General features: G+C 70.2%; 19 protein-coding genes and 1 pseudogene. 6 read left to right on the top strand and 14 right to left on the bottom strand.

What is annotated here, in order from left to right; translation table 11 throughout:
* Window positions 1-184: 184 nt before the first annotated feature.
* From IEX91_RS03245 to IEX91_RS03215, 7 genes are all read right to left on the bottom strand, one after another.
* Complete coding sequence (locus IEX91_RS03245) at window positions 185-331, bottom strand: hypothetical protein (protein WP_188877078.1); 147 nt, start codon at window positions 329-331, stop codon at window positions 185-187.
* Window positions 332-1,663, bottom strand: coding sequence for an MFS transporter (locus tag IEX91_RS03240; RefSeq protein WP_188877077.1), 1,332 nt, complete (start codon window positions 1,661-1,663; stop codon window positions 332-334). It abuts the gene before it with no gap.
* 3 nt (window positions 1,664-1,666) lie between these two features.
* The gene (locus IEX91_RS03235; RefSeq protein WP_188877075.1) at window positions 1,667-1,894 is read right to left on the bottom strand and encodes a hypothetical protein; all 228 of its coding nucleotides are present in this window, start codon (window positions 1,892-1,894) and stop codon (window positions 1,667-1,669) included.
* Window positions 1,887-3,659 carry a nitrite/sulfite reductase gene (locus tag IEX91_RS03230; protein ID WP_188877074.1) on the bottom strand — a complete coding sequence of 591 codons (1,773 nt, stop codon included), beginning with the start codon at window positions 3,657-3,659 and terminating at the stop codon, window positions 1,887-1,889. Before IEX91_RS03230 ends, IEX91_RS03235 begins: the two co-directional genes overlap by 8 nt.
* 245 nt (window positions 3,660-3,904) lie before the next feature.
* On the bottom strand, window positions 3,905-5,980 hold the full coding sequence (gene nasA / locus IEX91_RS03225; RefSeq protein WP_188877073.1) for an assimilatory nitrate reductase NasA: 2,076 nt from the start codon (window positions 5,978-5,980) through the stop codon (window positions 3,905-3,907).
* Window positions 5,981-6,740: 760 nt separating this feature from the next.
* Window positions 6,741-7,253 carry a hypothetical protein gene (locus tag IEX91_RS03220; RefSeq protein WP_188877072.1) on the bottom strand — a complete coding sequence of 171 codons (513 nt, stop codon included), beginning with the start codon at window positions 7,251-7,253 and terminating at the stop codon, window positions 6,741-6,743.
* A gap of 43 nt (window positions 7,254-7,296) precedes the next feature.
* Window positions 7,297-8,400 (bottom strand): Gfo/Idh/MocA family protein, encoded by a 1,104-nt coding sequence (locus IEX91_RS03215; RefSeq protein ID WP_188877071.1) that lies wholly within the window; start codon window positions 8,398-8,400, stop codon window positions 7,297-7,299.
* Window positions 8,401-8,579: 179 nt separating this feature from the next.
* Between IEX91_RS03215 and IEX91_RS03210 the strand changes: the two genes are divergently transcribed.
* Window positions 8,580-9,584: a zinc-binding dehydrogenase gene (locus IEX91_RS03210; RefSeq protein ID WP_188877070.1), complete on the top strand. Its 1,005-nt coding sequence runs from the start codon at window positions 8,580-8,582 to the stop codon at window positions 9,582-9,584.
* Between the two features lie 115 nt (window positions 9,585-9,699).
* Here the strand turns inward: IEX91_RS03210 and IEX91_RS03205 are convergent, their stop codons facing one another.
* Window positions 9,700-10,314, bottom strand: coding sequence for a trimeric intracellular cation channel family protein (locus tag IEX91_RS03205; RefSeq protein ID WP_188877354.1), 615 nt, complete (start codon window positions 10,312-10,314; stop codon window positions 9,700-9,702).
* Window positions 10,315-10,555: 241 nt separating this feature from the next.
* Between IEX91_RS03205 and IEX91_RS03200 the strand changes: the two genes are divergently transcribed.
* Together IEX91_RS03200 and IEX91_RS03195 are read left to right on the top strand one after the other, a co-directional pair.
* Window positions 10,556-11,881, top strand: coding sequence for an aspartate aminotransferase family protein (locus IEX91_RS03200; RefSeq protein WP_188877069.1), 1,326 nt, complete (start codon window positions 10,556-10,558; stop codon window positions 11,879-11,881).
* A gap of 116 nt (window positions 11,882-11,997) precedes the next feature.
* Window positions 11,998-12,492: an Lrp/AsnC family transcriptional regulator gene (locus IEX91_RS03195; protein WP_188877068.1), complete on the top strand. Its 495-nt coding sequence runs from the start codon at window positions 11,998-12,000 to the stop codon at window positions 12,490-12,492.
* 76 nt (window positions 12,493-12,568) lie between these two features.
* On the opposite strand, the gene IEX91_RS03190 is transcribed toward IEX91_RS03195, so the two are convergent.
* Window positions 12,569-13,591 (bottom strand): NrpR regulatory domain-containing protein, encoded by a 1,023-nt coding sequence (locus tag IEX91_RS03190; RefSeq protein ID WP_188877067.1) that lies wholly within the window; start codon window positions 13,589-13,591, stop codon window positions 12,569-12,571.
* Between the two features lie 329 nt (window positions 13,592-13,920).
* Between IEX91_RS03190 and IEX91_RS03185 the strand changes: the two genes are divergently transcribed.
* On the top strand, window positions 13,921-14,928 hold the full coding sequence (locus tag IEX91_RS03185; protein ID WP_188877066.1) for an agmatinase family protein: 1,008 nt from the start codon (window positions 13,921-13,923) through the stop codon (window positions 14,926-14,928).
* Here the strand turns inward: IEX91_RS03185 and IEX91_RS03180 are convergent.
* Window positions 14,925-15,563 carry a cyclase family protein gene (locus tag IEX91_RS03180; RefSeq protein ID WP_188877065.1) on the bottom strand — a complete coding sequence of 213 codons (639 nt, stop codon included), beginning with the start codon at window positions 15,561-15,563 and terminating at the stop codon, window positions 14,925-14,927. The genes IEX91_RS03185 and IEX91_RS03180 overlap by 4 nt on opposite strands.
* Before the next feature lie 118 nt (window positions 15,564-15,681).
* On the opposite strand from IEX91_RS03180, the gene IEX91_RS03175 reads away from it, so the two are divergent.
* Window positions 15,682-17,172: a sodium:solute symporter family protein gene (locus tag IEX91_RS03175; protein WP_229772772.1), complete on the top strand. Its 1,491-nt coding sequence runs from the start codon at window positions 15,682-15,684 to the stop codon at window positions 17,170-17,172.
* Window positions 17,169-17,396: a hypothetical protein gene (locus IEX91_RS03170; protein WP_188877064.1), complete on the top strand. Its 228-nt coding sequence runs from the start codon at window positions 17,169-17,171 to the stop codon at window positions 17,394-17,396. The genes IEX91_RS03175 and IEX91_RS03170 overlap by 4 nt, the downstream gene beginning before the upstream one ends.
* Before the next feature lie 31 nt (window positions 17,397-17,427).
* Here the strand turns inward: IEX91_RS03170 and IEX91_RS16240 are convergent, their stop codons facing one another.
* The 4 genes and pseudogenes from IEX91_RS16240 to mobB form a co-directional block, all read right to left on the bottom strand.
* Window positions 17,428-17,664, bottom strand: a complete 237-nt coding sequence (locus tag IEX91_RS16240; protein ID WP_229772771.1) for a carbon-nitrogen hydrolase family protein — start codon at window positions 17,662-17,664, stop codon at window positions 17,428-17,430.
* A 187-nt stretch (window positions 17,665-17,851) separates the two neighbouring features.
* Window positions 17,852-18,274: pseudogene (locus IEX91_RS16700) on the bottom strand (nitrilase-related carbon-nitrogen hydrolase); the annotation flags it as partial.
* Window positions 18,271-19,761: an aldehyde dehydrogenase family protein gene (locus tag IEX91_RS03160; protein ID WP_188877063.1), complete on the bottom strand. Its 1,491-nt coding sequence runs from the start codon at window positions 19,759-19,761 to the stop codon at window positions 18,271-18,273. The pseudogene IEX91_RS16700 and the gene IEX91_RS03160, both read right to left, overlap by 4 nt.
* A 93-nt stretch (window positions 19,762-19,854) precedes the next feature.
* Window positions 19,855-20,346 (bottom strand): molybdopterin-guanine dinucleotide biosynthesis protein B, encoded by a 492-nt coding sequence (gene mobB / locus IEX91_RS03155; protein WP_188877062.1) that lies wholly within the window; start codon window positions 20,344-20,346, stop codon window positions 19,855-19,857.
* Between the last annotated feature and the right edge of the window lie 154 nt (window positions 20,347-20,500).

The following is a 20,500-nucleotide window of genomic DNA, read 5'->3' as shown; positions in this document are numbered from 1 at the left end:
GAAGCGCCGCTCCGAGTGCGGGGGCAGTGTCACGGATCTGCTCAACCGGTCGGCGATCGCTGTGCGTCGCTATTCCGGACAGAACGCCGTGGCGGCGTCGACCCACCGGATCCGAGAGACGCGTATCGGATACCGGGTGCGGGACGGGTACGGGTATCGACCCACGATGGGAGCGGGGGCGTGCCTACGCGATGTAGCCCGCCTGTCCCATGAATGCGAGGGAGAGCGAGAAGACGGTGACGAGCACCGCGATCAGCATCTCGGCGTAGAGGACGCGCCGGCCCCAGCGGTACCAGGGTTCGCGCGCCGGGTCGACGTCGGCGTCGGTCATTCAGTCGTCACCCCCGGGGGCGGTCTCGGTGCTGGGGCCGAGCCAGCGTTCCCGCGAGCCGATGCCGTGCGTGGACAGCCCCCGATCGGAGCGCATCGCCCAGACGTAGAACAGCGTGAACGGCACGAAGAGCCCGATGGCGACGAGTGCGTACCCGCTGTGGATGTTCGGCATCCAGCCGAACGCAAGCGGGTAGACGATGCCGCCGGCGGTCGAGACGCCCCCGACGAACCCCGCGGCGACGCCGGGACGCTCCTCGAACATCACGGGGACGATCGCGAAGACGCCTCCCGTCCCGAAACTCACGCAGACCCCGAACCCCGCGAGAATGACGACGGAGAGCGGGAGGACGCCGAGGTAGCCGGCGACGCTGAGCGCGCACAGGGACGCGATGATCAGACAGAGCGCGGTGAACAGCCAGTGGACGCGCGGGGCGTACCCCTGCTCGACCGAGAGGAAGGGGTACGGCGTCCACCCCTTGCGCTGCCAGAGGTCGGACATGTAACCCGAGAACGGCCGGAAGAGCGACGCGTTGAACGACTGGACGGCCGCGAACGTCCCCGCGGCGGTCTGGATCGCGGCGACGCCCGTGAAGCCGAGGCCGGCGATCGCGTCCCCGAACCCGGTCGCGTAGTAGGTCGGGAGCCACGAGTTCATGGCGATTTCGAGGCCGAACGACATCGCGTACGCGAGCATGAGGCCGATGGCGGCGAAGCGCGTCCAGACGTAGAGCGTGGACTTCAGATTCGAGTTCGCGCGCGCCGTCTCCGCGGTCGCGCGGTCCTTCGCGGGCCTCCCGCGCCACTTGTAGACGGCGGCGATCAGGAGCGCGACGATCCCGAGGTGGAGGAACGCCTGATCGAAGTTCGTCCCGTAGAGCCGCGGGAGGACGAGCGCGCCGACGCCCGCGCCGGCGTTCCCCGTGCCCGCGTAGATCCCCTCCGCGGTCCCGATCTCGTGGGAGTCGAACCACTGCGAGACGTGCTGGATCCCGACGACGAAGCTGATCCCCGCGGAGGCGACGATCAGCCGCTCGACGAAGAGGACGTCGTAGTTCACGGCGAACGCGGAGGCGACGCTCATCAGTCCCGAGTAGGCGAGGATGAACGCGAAGATGTTGTGCGCTCCGAAGCGGTCGGCCGCCCATCCAGCGGCGACGCGGCCGGGCGGGGCGAGCCAGAGCGCGCTCGACGCGAGCAGCGCCAGCCCGCCCGTCGTGAGGGTGAACGCGCTCGAAATGGAGGTGCTGAACGCCGCCGTCGAGAACCACATCAGGAACGCCCAGAAGAACCCGACGGTGGCGATGATGAGTTGTTCGGTCTTCTCCTGCACGCGTCAGTGCACCTCCGTGTCCCCCGGGTCGGTGAGGTAGTACGCGTCGTGCTCCTCGGCCGTGAGCTCGGCCGGACGGGCCGTCGGACCCACGCGCGCGGCGTCACCGCCGAGACCCGGGTCGCCACCCGGTGAGTCGCCGCTCTCGGCGTCCGCGCGCCGCGTCGATCCGTCGCGGGCCGCCGTCACGTCGCGGTCGTACCGCCGACCGGCGCGCTCGCCGTCAGTCATCGCCCCCCACCTCGATCGGGGTACCCTCGGCGTCCGTCGGCGCCGGCCCGTCGCCCTCCGCGAAGGGGTACCACGCCTGTTTGGCGTCGGTGAGACACGGATCGGCGTAGTCGGTCTCCTCGGGCTCGGCGAGCTCCGCGATGGTCTCGTGGCCCGTCGCCTCGACCCACTCGCGGAACGTCTGGCCGTCGTTGCGCATCTCGGCGTACGTCTCGATGACGTTCTTGAGGAGGCCGGGCACCTCGTCGGCCGGGACGCGCTGGTGGATCCAGTCGATGAACGTCGGCTCCCGGCCGATGCCGCCGCCGACGCCGACGTCCATCGCCTCCACCATCTCGCCGTCCTTGCGCGCGCGCATCCCCTGGAGGCCGATGTCGGCGCTCATCGCCTGCCCGCAGTCCGCCGTACACCCCGAGCAGTGGATCTTCAGCTGCGTCACGTCGTCCGGGACCTCGACGTTGCGCTGGAGCCACCCCAGCGTCTCCGCCATCCGGGTCTTCGTCTCCGCGAGCGCGATGGAGCAGAACTCCGTGCCCGTACACGCCATCCCGCCGCGCGCGAAGACGCTCGGATCCGGCGAGTAGGTCTCCAGGAGGGGCTCATCGAGCAGGTCGGCGACGCGCTCGTCCGGGACGTCCATGACGAGCGGGTTCTGCCGGCGCGAGAGCCGAATCTCGCCGCTCCCGTAGCGATCAGCGAGGTCTGCGAGCGCGAGCGCGTCCGCCGCGGGCATCCGGCCGACCGGGACGGAGAGGCCGACGTAGCTGCGCTCGTCGGTCTGATCGTGGACGCCGACGTGGTCGTGTCGGCCCTCGGCGTCGCGCTTCCCGGCGTTGTAGGTGTACTCGCCGCGGAAGTCGGTGCCGGCGTGCAGCAACTCGAAATCGAGGCGCTCGTCGAGCTCCTCGCGGATCGCCTCCGTCCCCCACTCGTCGACGAAGAAGCGCGCGCGGTTCTCGTTCCGGTTCTGCCTGTTACCCTCCTCGCAGTAGAGTTCGACGAACGCCCTGACGGTCTCGTAGGCGTGCTCGGGCGTGACGAAGAGATCGAGGGGACGCGCCTTCCGCGGTTCGCGCCCGCCGAGGCCGCCGCCGACGCGGACGTTGAACCCCCTCGTGTGCTCGCCGTCGACCGGGCGGTGGGCGGGCTCCAGGGCCACGTCGTTGATCGAGTCCTGCGCACAGCCCACCTTACAGCCCGTCACCGAGATGTTGAACTTCCGCGGGAGGTTGGCGAGGTCGTCGTCGCCGCGGATGCCCTCCTCGATCTCGTCGAGGAGGTCGCGCGTCGGGACGTACTCGTCGGCGTCCTTCCCGGCGACGGGACACCCCGAGATGTTCCGCATCGTGTCGCCGCCGGCGGAGCGACTGGAGACGCCGACGGCCTCCAGCTTCCCCCAGATCGCGGGGATGTCCTCGAGTTTCAGCCAGTGGAGCTGGATCGACTGACGCGTCGTGTAGTCGACCCACCCGTTCCCCCACCGGGGGTTCTCCGCGGGACCGCGGGCGTACTCGTCGGCGACTTCCGCGATCGCGCGTAACTGCTCGGGTTCGAGAACGCCCCCGCAGTTGTTCAACCGCATCATGAAGTAGCTCTCCTGTCCGTCCCGCTGGTGGAACACCCCCCAGAACTTGAAGCGCGTGAACCACTCCTCGCGCTCGTCCTCGGGGATCGCCTCCCACCCCCGCTCCGCGAACTCCTCGATCTTCTCCCGCACCGCGTCACCGTACATCTCCGATTTGACGTCCTCTTTGTAGTTTGCCATTGTTGTGAGTCGTATGGCCACTTCATACCGTTAGAAGTGGACGAAATTTGTCTGTATTCGATTACAGTGTGACTGACGGGGAGTGAAAAAGGTTGTGAGTGAATTGCATCAATACCCTAAATCAGACTAAGGTCGTCAACAAGAACCGCCATCAGGAGACCATTCGATTACGATATCTGGATATTCCTAGTCATTCGTCACCCTAAAGAGGGCGTGCGAGCCGTCGCGGCGAACGGAGTGTCGCGTCAGTCGGAGGCCTCGCTCGCCGCGCCGGCGTCGCTCGTCTCGGGCACGTCCGCGCCGTCCGTTCGCGGGACGAGGCGGGCCGCGCACTGCTTGTAGTTCGGCTCCGCGGAGCGCGGATCGACGGCCGGGAGCGTGAGCCGGTTCGTCGCGGGGTGATGGATAGAGAGCCAGAGGACGCCCGGCGGCACCGCGGAGTCCGCCGCGACGACCGCCGCCACCGATCCGCGTCTGGTCTCGACGGTCACGCGATCGCCGTCCGCGGCGTCCGCGGGGTTCGCCCGGACCGTGGGGATCGCCGTGTCGCCGCCGCGCGAGCGGACGCCCGTGTTGTAGCCGTCGCTCTCTCGGCCGGTGGTGAGCGTCAACGGGTACGCGTCGGTCGTCGGTTCGGGGAGATCGTCCGTCGGCGCGCCCGTCGAGAAGCGCGCGTCCCCGCTCCGCGTCTCGAACGCCCAGCCGTCGCCGTCGCGGTAGCGGTAGGCGACCGACGTCTCCGCGTCCGGGGCGGGCCAGCGCACCGCGCCCTCGTCGTCGAGGCGGTCGTAGGAGAGCCCGGAGAGATCGGCGGGCGCCCCGGCCGTCAGCGCCGTCATCTCGTCGAAGACGGCCGCGGGCTCGGGGTGGCGCTCGAACGTGCCGCGGCGCACGCCGTTAGCGACCGCCGCGATGACGTCGAGGTCGGTCCGGACGCCCGCCGGGAGGTCCGTGACGGCGCGGACGCGCGAGACCGTCCGTTCCATGTTCGTCGTCGTGCCCTCGCTCTCGCCCCACGTCGCGGCCGGCAGAACGACGTCCGCATGCTCGACCGTCTCCGTGTGGAAGGCGTCCTGTGCGACGAGGAAGACGTCGTCCAATCGCTCGGCGGCGTCCGCGGCGTTCGGGAGCCCCGCCGCCGGGTTCGTCGCCACCGTCCACAGCACGTCGATCGAGTCGCCGACCGCCTCGAACATGTCGACCGGGCCCGGCCCGGAGTCGTCGGGGAGGCGCGCGACGTCGATCCCCCACGCGTCCGCGACCTCGGCGCGCGCGTCCGGGTCGTCGTAGTCGCGCATCCCCGGCCAGCCGCCCTTCGACGAGCAGACCCGCGTCCCCATCGAGTTCGCCTGCCCGGTGAGCGAAAAGGGGCCGGTCCCCTCCCCGAGGTTGCCGGTGGCGAGACAGAGGTCGATCAGCGCGCCCGCCGTCGCCGTCCCGCGCGTGCTCTGATTGACGCCCATCCCCCAGTAGAGGAGGGTCTTCGCGTCGAGGGCCGACGCCAGCGCCTCGACGTCGCGGCGCTCGACGCCCGCCGCCTCGCAGGCCGCATCGACGTCTGGAAGGTCCGCGATCGCGGCGTCGAACCCCGCCGTGTGCGCGTCGACGAACGCCTCGTCCACTCGGCCGGTCTCGACGACGCACGCGAGCACCGCGCGGGCGAGCGTCAGATCCGCCCCCGGGTCGGGCCGGACGTGGACGTCCGCGGTCTCGGCGGTCTCGGTCTCCACGGGGTCGACGACGATCAGTTCCCCGTCGCGCGCGCTGTCCGTCACCCACCGGAAGAACACGGGGTGGGCGACGGCTGGGTTCGCCCCCCACACGACGTGACTCTCGGCCTCCGGGACGTCCGCGTAGCTACACGGCGGCGCGTCGCTCCCGAACGCGTCGTAGTAGGCGGTCACGGCGGACGCCATGCAGAGCGTCGTGTTCGCGTCGTACTGTCGCGTTCCGATCGCGCCGCGCGCGGCTTTCCCGAGGGCGTACGCCGCCTCGTTCGTCTGCTGGCCGCTCCCCAACACCCCGATCGAGTCGGGGTCGCGCTCGCGCGCCACCCGCATCGCCTCCGTGACCTTCCCGAGCGCGACGTCCCACGTCGTCGAGACGAGTTCGCCGTCGCGCCGGACGAGCGGACGCGTGAGGAACGTCGCGTCCGGATCCGCGGTCTCGCTGACCCCGCGCTGGCAGGCGAGGCCGCGGTTCGTCGGGTGTCCCGCGTCGCCGCGTACGGAGTCGACCCCGTTGCCGAGGTCCGCGCCGCGCTGGAGGTGGCCGCACCCGACCGCACACCGCATGCACGTCGTCGGGACCCATCCAGTCATCGCCGCCCCCGACGGTGCGATACAGAAACGGGCACCCAAGTCGAACTCTCTGAGACGCATGTCCCACTCGTCATCGCTATCCCAATCGTGTTTACGATATAAGAAACCACTCGTTTGTGATCGTCCATTTTTATCTTGGTCTGGTGACCGGTGCGGCGCGCGCTCGCTCAGCGCGGCGCGCACCGCGGCGCTCGCGCCGACTCCGCGGAGAGATCGAGGTGTGCCGCGCCGATCTCCAGCGCGCGCTGGACCTTCGCCTCGACGGTCTGGTCTGTCCCGTCGAACGGCCGATAGCGGCGCTCCCGGGCGCATAGACGGACATCTGGCGTCCGCTACTCCGCCCACGTAGTAACTCGAACGCCTACCGGTAACATGCGTGGCCACCCGGCGACGACACTCGGGAGGCGAAACGAGCGACACGCTTATTACCTTCGTGTCGTTAGAACGACATAGAGCCAGCACGGACGGATACGGTGAGACTCCGGGAGCCCCGTTCGGACTCCGGGCCGTGCACCACACGTGTTACCCATCCGGGGTCGAGGGCGCACCACCCCGACCCCATCGTTCGTCCCGCCGAGCGACAGCTGTCCGCCGACCGCGCGTTCACCGACGGGCCGAGTGGCGATCCGACGCGTCCTCGACAGCCCGTTCGCCGGCGGCCGCACTCTCGCCCGCTTCGCCGCCACCGGTCTCGTCGCACTCGTTACGCCCCTCCCGCTGTCGAGTTCGTCTGTGACGGGACCGTCGACGCGTGCGGTGGTCAGCGCGCGGCGCCCACGTCCGTCCCGTTGGTGTCCGTCTCGTTCGCGTCTGATTTCGCATCCGACGTCCCGAGCCGGACGTACTCGACGTCGGTGTCGTCCCCCGTCGTCGCCTCGATGCGGTAGACGCCGGGTGGCACGCCGTCGAGGTCGAACGCCGCCGTCCACTCGCCGTCCCACCCCCACGTCTGGGCGCTCGTCAGTCGGGTCGTCGTTCCGTTTGTCGCGCGAAGCGAGAGCAACACCGCCGCCTCGTCCGGCTGTCGGTTCGTCACGCCGCGGACGACGAGAGACGTGCCGGTCGTCGTCCCGTTCGTCGCTGTCCCGTTCGTCGCTGTCCCGTTAGTCGCCGTTCCGTTCGTCGTGACGCCGTCAATCCCCACCGACTCGGCCGATCCGTGCTCGGGGAGCGCCGCGCTCGTACCGCCGAGGAGCGCGCACGCCGCCAGCGTGCAGAGGGCGAGGGCCGCGGCGATCCGCGCGGTCCGTTCGGTCCGTCCGTCCGTCCACATCGGTACGACTGCCCGTTCGGTCCGCGACGCCGTAAGCGCCCCGCTAGAGCGACACCCACTCGCGGCGCTCGTCGCTCCGCTGGATCGCGTCGACGACGCGCTGGACGTCCCGCCCCGTCCCGAAGTCCGGGTCGTAGTCGTCGCCGTCGGCCGCCGCGCGGAGGAACGCGGCGTTCTCGTGGACGAACGTGTGCTCCCACCCGATCGTGTGACCGGGCGGCCACCAGTGCTCGACGTAGGGGTCGTCCGGGTCCGTGACGAGCACCGTCTCGAAGCCGCGGTCGTCGCCGCGGAGCACGTCGAGTTCGTTGAGCCGTTCGAGGTCGAAGCGGATCGCGCCCTCGGTGCCCTCGACCTCGATCGCGTTCGTGTTCTTGTGGCCGGTCGCACAGCGCGTCGCCTCGAACGTCGCCGTCGCGCCGCACGCGAGCGTCGCCTGCGCGCTGAACGCGTCGTCGACCGTGACCGATCGGAGGCGGCCGTCGTCGTCGGGTCGCTCGTCCACGTACGTCGTACACTGGCCGCTGACGGCCGCCACGTCGTCGACGAGGAACTGGACGAGGTCGATGCTGTGTGCACCGAGGTCGCCGAGCACACCCGTCCCCGCGCTGTCGGCGTCGAGACGCCACGACCACGGCGCGTCCGGATCGACGAGCCAGTCCTGGAGGTAGCGGGCGCGGACGTGTCTGATCTCGCCGAGGGCGCCGTCCGCGATCAGCCGCCGCGCGTACTCGATCGCGGGGACGAAGCGGTAGTTGAACGCGGTCGCGGCGACGGCGTCGCTTCGGGCCGCGGCCTCGGCCATCCGCTCGGCGCCGTCGAGCGTCGGCGCGAGCGGCTTCTCGCAGAGGACGTGGACGCCCTCGTCGAGCGCGCGGATCGACGGGTCGACGTGGACGTCGTTCGGTCCGAGGTTGTAGAAGACGTCGACGCGCGCGATCGCGTCCCGCCAGTCGGTCTCGACGTCGGCGAAGCCGAAGCGGTCCGCGGCCTCGCGCGCCGCGTCGGCGTCGCGGCCGCAGAGCACGTCGAGGGAGACGTCGGGCGCGTCCGGGAAGAACAGCGGGAGTCGTCCGAGCGCGTTCGCGTGCGCCTTCCCCATGAAGCCGTAGCCGAGGACGCCGACGGAGAGCGTATCAGTACCCATACGGTCCCGTGCGTCCGGGGGAGCCTCAAGGTGGCGCACGCGCGCGCCGAGTCCGGGGTCGTGAAGTGTGTCGGGGGAGAGGAGAGCAGAACGGAGCCCCTCGGCCGACGCCGTCCCGAGAATGCGCATCGGTCGCCGGGACCGCCACGTATTCCGAACGAGAGACCGAAGCCGCGTGTATGCCCACAGAGATGGCGGCACACCGGATCGCGGCGTACGGCGACGCGGACGCCTTCGAGACCGACACGGTCCCCGTCCCCGACCCCGGCCCGGGCGAGATCCGCGTCGCGGTCGAGGCGTCGAGCGTCAACCCCGTCGACTACAAGATCCGCCGGGGCGACATCCCGGACTTCGCGCCGTCGCTCCCGGCGACGCTCGGCTGCGACGTCTCCGGCGTCGTCGACGCGGTCGGCGAGGGCGTCGAGGCGTTCGACGTCGGCGACGAGGTGTACGGCATGCCGGGCGGGGCGGGCCGACAGGGCGCGCTCGCGGACTACGTCGTCGGCCACGCGGGGACGTTCGCGGACGCGCCGTCGTCGATCCCGCTCGCGGACGCCGCCGCGCTCCCGGTCGTCGCTCTGACCGCGTGGGAGATGCTGACCGACAAGGCCGACGTCGGCCTCGGGGACGAGGTGCTCGTCTACGGCGCGAGCGGCGGCGTCGGACACATCGGCGTCCAGCTCGCCGACTGGTTCGGCTGCGAGGTGACGGCGACGGGATCGACGGCCGCGAAGCGCGACTTCGCGGCGACGCTCGGTGCCGACGCGACCGTCGACTACACGACGACGGACGTCGAGACGTACGTGAGCGAGCACGCGACCAACGGCGGCTTCGACGTCGTCTTCGATCCGGTCGGCGACGACCACCTCGAAACCGCCTTCGAGGCCGTCCGTCCCTACGGTGCGGTCGTGACGACGGAGTCGAGCGCCGCGGAGTCGCTCTCGCTCGCGCCGATGCACGCGAAGTCGCTCGAACTGGGCGTCGTGCTCGTCATCCTCCCCGTCCTCCTCGGCGAGGGACAGGAACGCATCGGCGAGGAGCTCTCGGACATCGCGGCGCTCGTCGACGACGGTGCGCTCGCGCCACACGTCGACGAGCGCTTCGCGTTCGCGGACGTCGCCGAGGCGCACCGGCGCGCCGAAGCGGGCGACTTCCGCGGGAAGATCCTCCTCGTGAACGAGTGAGTCCACACACCGCCCCGTCCGCAGTATCGTCGCCCCGAATGCGGTAACTCGGTCGAATACCGCGGTGTGCTGACCGCGGACGAAACGGGGTGAAACGACCCCACCTAGCGGCCCGTCAGCGGCGACGCCAGCGGCGGCCGAGGCGTTGGGCCGTCGGGAGGTGCCAGTCGAGCGAGACGGCGAGGAGCCGCGCGCAGACGGTGACGCCCGCACAGACCGCGGCCGCTGTACGGGGATGGCCGCCGACGCCCGCGGACAGCCAGTACGCCGCGCCGCCGATGACCGCACAGCTGGCGTAGAAGTCGTCGAAGAGGACGAACGGCTGGCGACCGAGGAGGAGATCGGCGAGCGCGCCGCCGCCGACGGCGTTGATCGTGGCGACGGTGATGACGCCGAACCCCGAAACGCCCGCGTTCGTCGCGACGATCGCGCCCGTGGTGGCGAACGCCGCGAGCCCGATCGCGTCCGAGACGAGCGTCGCGGGGTGCTCGTCCGCGGCGTCGAGGACGACGTACGCGCCGACGGCGAGCGCGACGCCGATCAGCGCGAGCGAGATCTCACCGAACGACCGGAGGACGAGCGGGACGCGTCCGACGAGGAGGTCGCGCGTCGCCCCGCCGGCGAACGCCGTGGCGAGGCCGACGACGGTGACGCCGAACAGGTCGAACTCCTCGCGGATCGCCTTCGTCGCGCCGACGAGCGCGAACGCGACGAGGCCGACGGCGTTCATCACGGCGAAGGGGCGGACCGGCAGGGCGGCGAGGGCGTCCGACAGCACGTCCGAAGGACGTGGACGAGCGGTATTGAGACCACCGCTCCGCGCTGGCCGCCGGAGCGGACGGCCCCCGGATTGCCGCCATCGCGGAGGGAAGGCGCACGCCGTTGCCCGTGGAGGCGCCGACGAACCGGGATCACCCGTACACCGTTCGGTGGGTCTATATTGTATTGTACTCAATTCGAATTGAGACAATATGTTTGGACAGGATACTGCCACCGGGCGGTCGAACGCGGCGGTTCGGGAGGCGTACGACGACTACGTCATGCCCATCTGGAAGTCGCTGAACGTCCCCGTCCGGCGCGCGGAAGGCTGTACGCTGGAGGATTTCGAGGGGAACGAGTACCTCGACGTCTTCTCGGGGATCTCGGTGATGAACGCGGGCCACGGGAACGACGCCGTCGTCGAGGCCGCGACGGCGCAACTGGAGGAGTTCGTCCACGGCTGTTCGTACGTCCACCCGAACGAGCCCGTCGCGTCGCTCGCCGAGCGACTCGCCGAGGTCACGCCGGGGAACATGCGCAAGACCTTCTTCTGTAACTCCGGGACGGAGGCGGTCGAGGGTGCGATCAAGCTCGCGCGCAAGCACACCGGATCGAAGGAGGTCGTCTCGCTCGAAATGGGGTTCCACGGGCGGACGCTCGGGAGCCTCGCGCTCACGGGCAACAAGTCGTACAAGGCGGGGATGGCCCCGACGATCAACGACGTCGCGCACACCGCGCCGCCGTACGCGTACCGCTGTCCGCGCTGCGACGGCGAGCGCTGCGACGCGAGCTGCGCCGACCGGCTCGAACGGGTCATCGGCGCCCACACGAGCGGCGATCTCTCCGCGGTCGTCGTCGAGCCCGTCATGGGCGAGGCGGGGATCGTCGTCCCGTCCGCCGAGTGGCTCCACCGGGTCCAGGAGATCGCCCACGACCACGGCGCGCTCCTGATCGCCGACGAGGTCCAGACGGGGTACGGGCGGACCGGGGCGCTGTTCGCGAGCGAGCGCTTCGACCTCGAACCGGACGTCATCACGCAGGCGAAGGGAATCGCGAACGGCCTGCCGCTGGGTGCGTTCAGCGCGCGAGCCGGGATCGCGGACAGCTTCAGCGCGGGCGATCACCTCTCGACGTTCGGCGGGAACCCGGTGGCGTGCGCCGCCGCGCTCGCCACGCTCGACGAGCTGCAGGACGGCATCGTCGAGAACGCGCGCGAACAGGAGCCGTGGCTCCGCGAGGAGCTCGCCGCCCTCGAAGCCGACTTCGACGCCGTCGGCCAGAGCCGCGGGCTCGGGCTCATGTGGGGCGTCGAGCTCGTCGATCCCGACGCGAGCGGGCCGATAAGCGACGCGCCCGCGCCGGACGCCGACCTCGCGGCGCGCGTCGGCGAACACCTCCGCGAGGAGGCGAACGTCGTCATCGGCGTCGGGGGGTACTACAAGAACGTGATACGCTTCCAGCCCCCGCTCACGATCACGCGCGAACAGCTCTCGCGCGCCGTGACGGCGCTCCGAGACGCACTCGACGAGCTGGCGTAACCGGGGCGTCCCCCTGGGAGCGCGCAGGGCTCGGCGACCACGGCGCTCGCCGTCTCCGGGTCCGATCGCGTCCGGACCAACACGCATAGGACGGCCCGGCGCCACGTCTCACGGGGATGAGCGAACCCGACCTCGACGAGAAGGACGTCCGCATCCTCGGCGCGATCGCGAAGCTCGGGACCGGGAGCCCCGAGAAGCTCGCCGCGGAGACGGGGATTCCGAAGTCAACGGTCCACTACCGGCTGGACGCGCTCCGGGAGCGCGGCGTCATCACGAACGACGTGTTCGACATCGACCTGGAGGCGTTCGGTCTGAACCTCACCGTCATCACGGAGGTGCGCGCCGACTACGAGGAGGGGTACCACGACGAGGTCGGGCGGAAGCTCGCGGAGATCCCGGGCGCGAGCAAGATCTACTTCATGATGGGCGATACGGACTTCATCGTCGTCTCACAGCTGGCGAACCGAGGGATGGTCGAGGACCTCGTCTCCCGCTTCGAGGCCATCGACGAGGTTCGCCGGACGAGCTCGAAGTTCGTCATCAAGACGCTGAAGGACGACCCCCGCCCGATCGACGGCTACGACCCCGACGAGCTCGTCGGCGAGCTCTGAGCGACTGGCCGAGGCGGCCTATCGAGGGGAGAAACGCGAGGGGCGCGGACGCGACGACGTCGGCGGCGAGTTCCGCTCACCGATCGACCAGCGGCGGGACGGACGCGACGTGCTCGATGGCGCGGAGCTCGCCCCGTTCTTCGGTCCCGGCGAGCGTGCGCCACGAGGCCGCGTGGTCGCCCTCGACGAGCAGGGCAACGGCGAGCTCGCCGATGCCGCCGTACGTCAGCGACGCGAAGTCGAAGTTCGGGCGCGGGCCCGGGAAGGGGCCGTCCTCCCGGGGGCGACGGACGTCGAGGACGCCACCGATGTGCTCGCGCATCGCCGCCGTGAGGTCGAGGCATTCGCCGAGCCGCGATATCGGGAACTCGTAGTTGTCGACGATGAGGGTACCCGCACCGTCGAGCGCCGCGGCGACGTCGGTCCGGCCGGCCTCGATGAGGAGCGTAACGACGTCAACGGTCGAGTCGGTCCCGCTGATCGCGTCGACGTACCGCTCGACGGCGCCGCCGCGTTCGCGCCCGTCGTCGGCGCGGTACTCGACGAGGCCGGCGGTCTGGAGGTCGACGGGGATACCGCGCGCGAGGAGGACGCCCTCGACCGTGATGCTGGAGGGAAAGACGAACCGGACGGCGTCGTCGTTACTGTCACCGTCGCCGTCCCCGTCGACGGCTTCGACCGCGCCGCGGACGGGGCCGAGCGGCGAGTCGTCGAGCGCGCGAAGGCGGTCGAGCGCGGCATCGATGCGGTGTCCCGGAACCGTCACCGCGGACGTCACGACGGTCCCCACGTCCTCGATGGGGTCGTAGGTGACGCGGTCGGTGAGGGTGGCGATGCGCTCGCGGACCTGTTCGAGGCGGCCGGTGACGTCGCCGCGTTCGAGCTCGCGCCGCCCGCGATCCGTGAGGCGTCGGCCGCGACCGGGAACCTTCTCGGTCAACCCCGCCTCGTCGAGGTCGGCGAGCGTCAGCCGAATCGTGCGCCCCTGTATCGTGTATCCGTGGCGCTCCATCAGGTCGGTGAGCCGGATGCTCCCGATGGGGCCTTCGGCCCGGACGAGGCGGAGGAGATCGTAGGTCCGCCGGTCGAGGTCGACCATTGCGACCGAGGGTTGACCGCAGCGCCACTTAGCTGTCGGCGATTCGCCGACCGCCGGCGCCCCCGATTCGGTGGTACGACCATTCCGGTCGGTATCGCACTGAGAGACCGGGAGCGGCGGGCGCCCGAGCCGAGAGAGCACGAATCAAACCCTTACCCAGCGCCATGAGTAGTCGTATACGGCGTGAAATCGCCGGCGTCGCTCACGCGGCGGAGAGTGACGAAGGGTTATAGTGATACGGCACCGAGTTTCCGGTGTACGATGCGACAGGACGTCTCTCTCTCGAACGGCGATGCGACGCGGCCGCGCGGTGTCGCGGGGGCGAACGAATGAGCGATCGGACGCCCGCGGCGGCCTTCCACGAGCGTTACGACGACGCCGATGTCGGCCTCGCGTACAGCGGCATCAAGACCTTCCTCAAGGCCGCCCAGCGCGACGTCGACGACGTCGACGACGTGGACGCCGCGGTGCTGGGCGCGCCGTACGACGGCGCGGTGACGAACCGACCGGGCGCGCGATACGGGCCCGAGGCGCTGCGGAGCGCGAGCGGCTGGTGGGCGTACCTCTCGGGTTACAAGGGCGGGCTGACGAACATGCAGACGCGCGAGCAGGTCGACTACGACCGGCTCACCCTCGCGGACTGCGGCGACGTTCCCGTCTTCCCGATGGACGAGACGAAGACCGCCGAGAGCATCACCGCACACGTCGCCACCGTCGCCGAGCGGGCGTTCCCCGTGATGCTCGGCGGCGACCACTACTGCACCTACCCCGCGGTGCGCGGGTTCGCGGAGGGCGCGGGCCACGACTCCGTCGGCCTCGTTCAGATCGACGCGCACACCGACACCTCCTCGTCAAGCGCGCTCTTCGGGGAGCATTTCCACGGCTCGCCGACCCACCACATCGCCGACTCGCCGTACTCGGATTACGAACACGTCAGTCAGGTCGGCATCCGCGGCTACGAGGCCCCGGACTTCTTCGAGTTCGCGGACGACGTCGGCCTCGACCTCCACACGGCGCGCGACGTCGCCGAGCGCGGCATCGAGACGGTCGTCGCGGACGCCGTCGAGTCCGCCGCCGAGGGGACGGACGCCGTCTACGTGACGTTCGACATCGACGCCGTCGACCCGTCGATGGCCCCCGGGACCGGGACGCCCGAGGCGGGCGGTCTCAGCGCGGACGAGGCCCTCCGAACCATGGAAGTGTTGGGCGCACACGACGCGGTCGGCGCGGCCGACCTGATGGAGGTCGCACCGACGTTCGACCCGTCCGAGGGGACCCAGCGCCTCGGCGCGTATCTCCTCGTAACGCTCCTCGAACGGAAGTTCGCCCAGACCTAGTCGAGTTCCGCGACGGCCCGGACGGGCGCGCCGTCCGCGTCGATCTTGAGCGGATACGCGCGGAGCGCGAACCGATCCGGGAGCCCGTCGAGACCGGTGAGGTTCTCGAAGACGAGCCGATCGGCCCCGAGCAATCGCTCGTGCGCAGGGAATCCCGAGGGGTCGGACGGGGAGGCGTTCGCCGTCGGCGTCGGATCGGGGCTGAGGAAATCCACCGCGAGGTGGTAATTGTTTTCCACGCACCAGGTGGCGGCAGCCGCCGTGAGATAGGGGTGATCGAAGTATCGCTCGGTCCCCCACTCGGCGTCCCATCCGGTGCGGACGACGAGCACGTCGGCGTCGTCCGGGTCGGGGAGACGATCGGGGCCGATCGCCTCACGAGCGCCGGCGTCGACCGGCGCGAGGCGGGCGTCGAGGCGGAACTCGTCGAGCGGGACGTCTCCGAGCGTCGGGCCCGCCGCGTCGACGTGTCGGGGCGCGTCGACGTGCGTCCCGGCGTGCGTACCGAGGGCGAGGGAGCAGACGTGGTAGCCGTCTTCGGGGTTAGTCGCGGCAGTTTCCACTGATACCTCCGGGTCTCCCGGGTAGATGGGCATCTCTGACCGCAGTTCGTGCGAGAGGTCGATACTTTTCACGGGATGTGGTTTGTATCGTCCGTCTCAAACGTCCTTCGACACGGGGAGCACAATAATTAAGTCACGCTGTGAGAGAGTGTCTCACGGAAATGAGTTACCACGTGTCGGGGGCGGTCCCGTGATCCGTTCGACGACCGGTGCCGCGTTGTTGGCCCTCTGGGGAGCGGGAATGATCGCGCTCGCCTACTACGTCTACCGCCGTCAGGGAGTCACCAACGCCTCCGAATTCATCACCGCGGGCGGCCGAGCGCGACTCGGCCTCACGACGGCGAGCTTCGCCGTCACCTGGATGTGGGCGGGAGACGTCCTCGGCGTCCCGCAGTACGTCGGGATCACGGGCATCGCGGGCATCTGGATGTACGCCGCGCCCGCGGTGCTGTCGAGTCTCGTCGTGATCCCGTTCGCGCTCCGGATGCGACGGCTCTTCCCACAGGGGCTCACGTACAGCGAGTACTTCCTCGAACGCTTCGACAGCCGGCTCCCCCACCTCGCCGTCGTCTGCGTCGTCCTGTACACGATGGTGCTCGGTGGTATCATTCAGCTCTTCGTCGGCGGTGCCGTCATCGGCGGGCTCACGGGGATCAGCCCCACCGTCGTGAACGCCGTGCTCGTCGCGATCATCGGCGCGTACATCCTCCTCGGCGGGCTCTGGAGCTCGATGACGACGGACTTCGTGCAGTTCGTCTCCGCCATCGTCCTGACGCTCGTCTTCGTCCCGTTCCTCGTCTGGCAGGCCGGCGACCCGAACGTCGTCTACCAGCACGCCGTGACGAATCTCGGCGGGCAGGCTGACGCCTTCTTCAGCATGGGAAACCTCTCCTCGCTGGAGGGGCTCTTCCTCCCGTACGCGCTCGGCCTCGGCGTCTGGGGCGTCGTCAGCATGGCGACGTGGCAGCGCGTCTTCGCCGTCCGGCGCGATAAGACCTCGCGCTTCCTCACCGTTGGCGGCATCGGGGTCTTCACGACTATCGCCATGTACGGCGTCATCGGCGTCGTCGGGCTCTCCGCGTTCCCCGAGGTGTCCCCGGGGAACCTCTCCGTGGAGACGCTCTCGCTCCTCCCGTCGTGGGCCGCCGTCGTCTTCATCCTCGTGACGTTGATGGTGCTCGGTTCCTCCGTCGACTCCTACCTCGCCGCCATCGCCAGCCTCGCCTCGCGCGACATCTACTACCGGCATTGGAACCGCGACGCGGACAGCAGCGAACAGCTCAGCGTCGCCCGCTACGCCAGCATCGTCTTCGCCGTCGTCGTCTTCGCCGGCACCGAGTTCGTCAGCGGGCGGCTCTCGTTCGTCACGCTCCTGCTCATCGGCGGGATCGGTGCGAGCGGGCTCGTCGGTCCCTTCGCGCTCTCGCTGTTCTGGCGGTGCACGAGCGCCGGCCCGTTCGTCGCCGGCGTCGTCGTGAGCCAACTCGTCACCGCCTACCTCCTGCTCGGGAACGCCGCGCTCCCCGGTTGGGTCGGCCTCAAGCTGTGGGAGATCATGGCCGTCGGCCACATCGTCTCGACGGGGCTCACCGCCCTCGGGAGCGCCGTCACGCCCGACGACTTCGCGTTCGCCGACCTCCCGGACGAGGCCACGCGGGCCGACGGGGGTGAGGAACGGTGATCAGCGAGACCACGTTCCTCGTCCTCCTCGGCGTCGCGTGGGTCTCCGAACTCGGGTTCGGCGCGCTCATCAGCTACTGGTTCATCACGCAAGGGTTCGGCGACGACGCCGCGACGGCCGCGACGACCGCCCCGCTCGAATCGAGGCGGTCCGTCCGTCTCTCGCTCGCCGCGTGGGCGACGTTCTTCGTCGTACTCCTCGCTGCCATCGTCTTCCTGAACTAAGGGAAGGGCCCGGCCCGCGTCCCCCTCACCCTCATTCGACCGTATCGAGCGAGTAGGCGTCGGTGCGTCGATCGCCGAACGCGTCGGCGTGCGCCGCGAGGCGCTTGTCCCGCGCGCTCGCGAGATCGAGCGACGCGGAGCGTGTCTCCGCGTCCGTCACGCTCGCGGGGCCGGCACGCGGCCGACCCGCCGGGCCGACGACGACGCTCTGCCCCTCGAAGTCGACCCCGCGCTCGGTACCGCACCGGTCGGCGTACGCGAAGAACACCCGGCCCGGTTGGTCGTCGCACGCGCGATCGCGAGGTGGACGCCGGCCGTCCACTCCGAGGGTCGCTCACCCTCGTACGGCCAGTTCGTCGGGAGCGCGACGACGTCAGCACCGTCGAGGGCCTCTGCAGGCGCGTCGCCTCCGGGAACCAGAGGTCGTGGCAGATCTGGACGCCGAGCCGGCCGAAGGGCGCGTCCACGACCGGGAAACCGCCGTCGCCGGGCTCGAAGAAGAGCTTCTCACGGTCCCAGAGGTGGGCCTTCCGATACACCTCCTCCACACCGTCCGGCGAGACGACGGCCGCGCTGTTGTAGAGCCGATCGCGGTCGCGTTCGGCGAACCCGCCGACGATCCAGACGTCGAGATCGCGCGCGGTCGACACCCAGTCGGAGACGGTCGGTCCCTCGGCCGTTTCGGCGAGCGCGAAGGCCTCGGCACGCGTCTCGAAGACGTAGCCGGTGTTCGCGAGTTCGGGGAGAACGACGAGATCGGCGCCGTCACCGGCCGCGGTGCGGATACGCTCGTCGAGTTCGCGGCGGTTCGCCTTGACGTCGCCGAACGTCGGCTCGGTCTGGACGACCGCGACGGAGAGCGGCGCGACCGCAGTCATCGGTCGAGTGCGATGCGGACGGACTTCGACTGCGTGTACTCGTCGAGGGCCTCGGAGCCGCACTCGCGGCCGATCCCGGACTGCTTGAAGCCGCCGAAGGGCGTGCCCGGTACGGTACCGAAGTAGTGGTTCACCCAGACGCTGCCGGCGTCGAGGTCGCTCGCGATGCGGTGCGCCCGCGCGACGTCACGGGTGAAAACGCCCGAGGCGAGTCCGTACTCCGTGCCGTTCGCGACCTCGATGGCCTCCTCGTACTCCGAGAAGGTCATCACGAACTGGACGGGACCGAACACCTCCTCTTGGGCGATGCGCATCCCCGGTTCGACGTCGCCGAACACCGTCGGCTCGACGTAGTAGCCGTCCGTCGGGGCATCCGTGGGCCGCCCCCCGCCCGCCAGGAGCGTCGCGCCCTCGGATTTCCCGAGTTCCACGTAGTCGCGGACGCTCTCCCAGTGCTCGCGGTGACAGAGCGGCCCCTGCGAGACGTCGGCGAACGGATCGCCCACGGTGCGCGAGGCGACGGCGTCGAGGTAGACGTCGAGGAACTCCGCTTCGACGTCCTCGTGGACGAGGAGGCGCGTCCCGGAGTCACAGGACTGGCCGTTGTTGTAGAGACCGGCGGCGGCGGCCGTCTCCGCCGCGTCCTCGACGTCCGCGTCGGGGAAGACGAGGAAGGGGTTCTTCCCGCCGAGTTCGAGTGTCACGGGCGTGACGTCGTCGGCGGCGGCCCGCATCACCTCCCGGCCGACCGGTACGGATCCCGTGAACGAGACCTTGCGGATGGCGTCGTGGCCGCTCACCGCGGCGCCGGTCTCGCCGGAGCCGTTGACGACGTTCAGCACGCCGTCAGGGAGAACGCCAGCGGAGAGCTGCGCGGCGCGGATCGTCGCCAACGGCGTCTGCTCGGCGGGCTTGACGACGCAGGTGTTCCCGGTCGCGAGTGCGGCACCGACTTTCCACCCGAGGAGGAGGAGGGGATAGTTCCACGGGAGGATCTGGCCCGTGACGCCGTACGGTTCCTCCTCGACGTACGCGAGCGCGTCCGTGCCGCCGTCGGGTACCCGGCCCTCCTTCCCGGCGGCGACGGAGGCGTAGTACTCGACGAACCGGATACCGGTCTCGACGTCCTCGCGCGCCGCCGCGATGGGTTTGCCGACCTCGAGCGTGGTGAGTCGGGCGAGCTCGTCGTGGTGATCGCGGAGGACCGCCGACCACTCGCGCAGGACGTCCCCGCGGTCGAGGGGCGTCAGCGCTCGCCACTCCGCGAAGGCGTCGCTCGCGGCCGCTACCGCGTCGTCGACATCGCCGGCATCGCTCTCCGGGACGGTCATGATCGGCTCCGCGATCGTCGGATCCTCCGGGGCGAACGTCGCACCCGCGGACGCCAGGACCGTCTCTCCGCCGACGTAGTTTCCGAACTCCCGCTCCCCGATCAGCGATCGGATCTCTGACTCGTGTCGATCGCGCGTCTCGCTGCCGTCAGCCATGGATACCCGATACAGCCGCCGCGGTCGATCGATCGTACATCGGTGGCGGGGTGTTCGGTCGACCGGCACCTAAACCTTCGGTAGATGCGGAAATTACGTGCCACCCGTCTCCGCGTCGGACGGGTCGTCCGCGTCGTCGGCCAGCACCCGCGTGGCGAGGGCGTCGACGTCCGCGTCGTCGGGCACCGGAACGCGTGCGAGTTCGGGACCGGCGTAGTCGCTCGCGCCGGGGTCGCCGACGACGACCTTCGGGAGCGCCGACCCCGAGAAGCCCTCGACGAGCACGACGTCGACATCCTCGCCGAACTCGGCGAGCGCGCGGTCGAGCGCGGCGTCCGGGCCGCCGTCGGCCTTGCCCACGGGACGGAACGACGCCGTGAGGTCGGGGGTGACGCCGACGACGCGCGCCGCGCCCGCGCTCCGGTGGCGGTGGGTGTCCGTGCCGCGCTCGTCGAGCTCGACGGCGTGGTGGATGCCCTTCACCGTCCCGACGGTCGCGCCCGCGCGGTCCAACGCCGCGACGAGGTGCTCGACGAGCGTGGTCTTCCCCGCGTCGCTCTCCCCGACGATGCTCACGACCTTCATGCGGGCGCGTACGCCGGGGCGGCTGGTAAGGCGTTCGTCCCGCAGTGGCGGGCCCGGCCGGTGATCGGTCCCGGCAGTGGGATCACCGCACCCCGTTCGGGTCACCGTCGTAGTAGCGTGCGGTCGTCGAAGCCCGTGTCGGTGACCCGCTCAC

Source organism: Halarchaeum nitratireducens (assembly GCF_014647155.1).
Classification (GTDB): Archaea; Halobacteriota; Halobacteria; order Halobacteriales; family Halobacteriaceae; genus Halarchaeum; species Halarchaeum nitratireducens.
The sequence above is the reverse complement of the archived record's forward strand: the minus strand, read 5'-3'. Positions and strand labels throughout refer to the sequence as shown.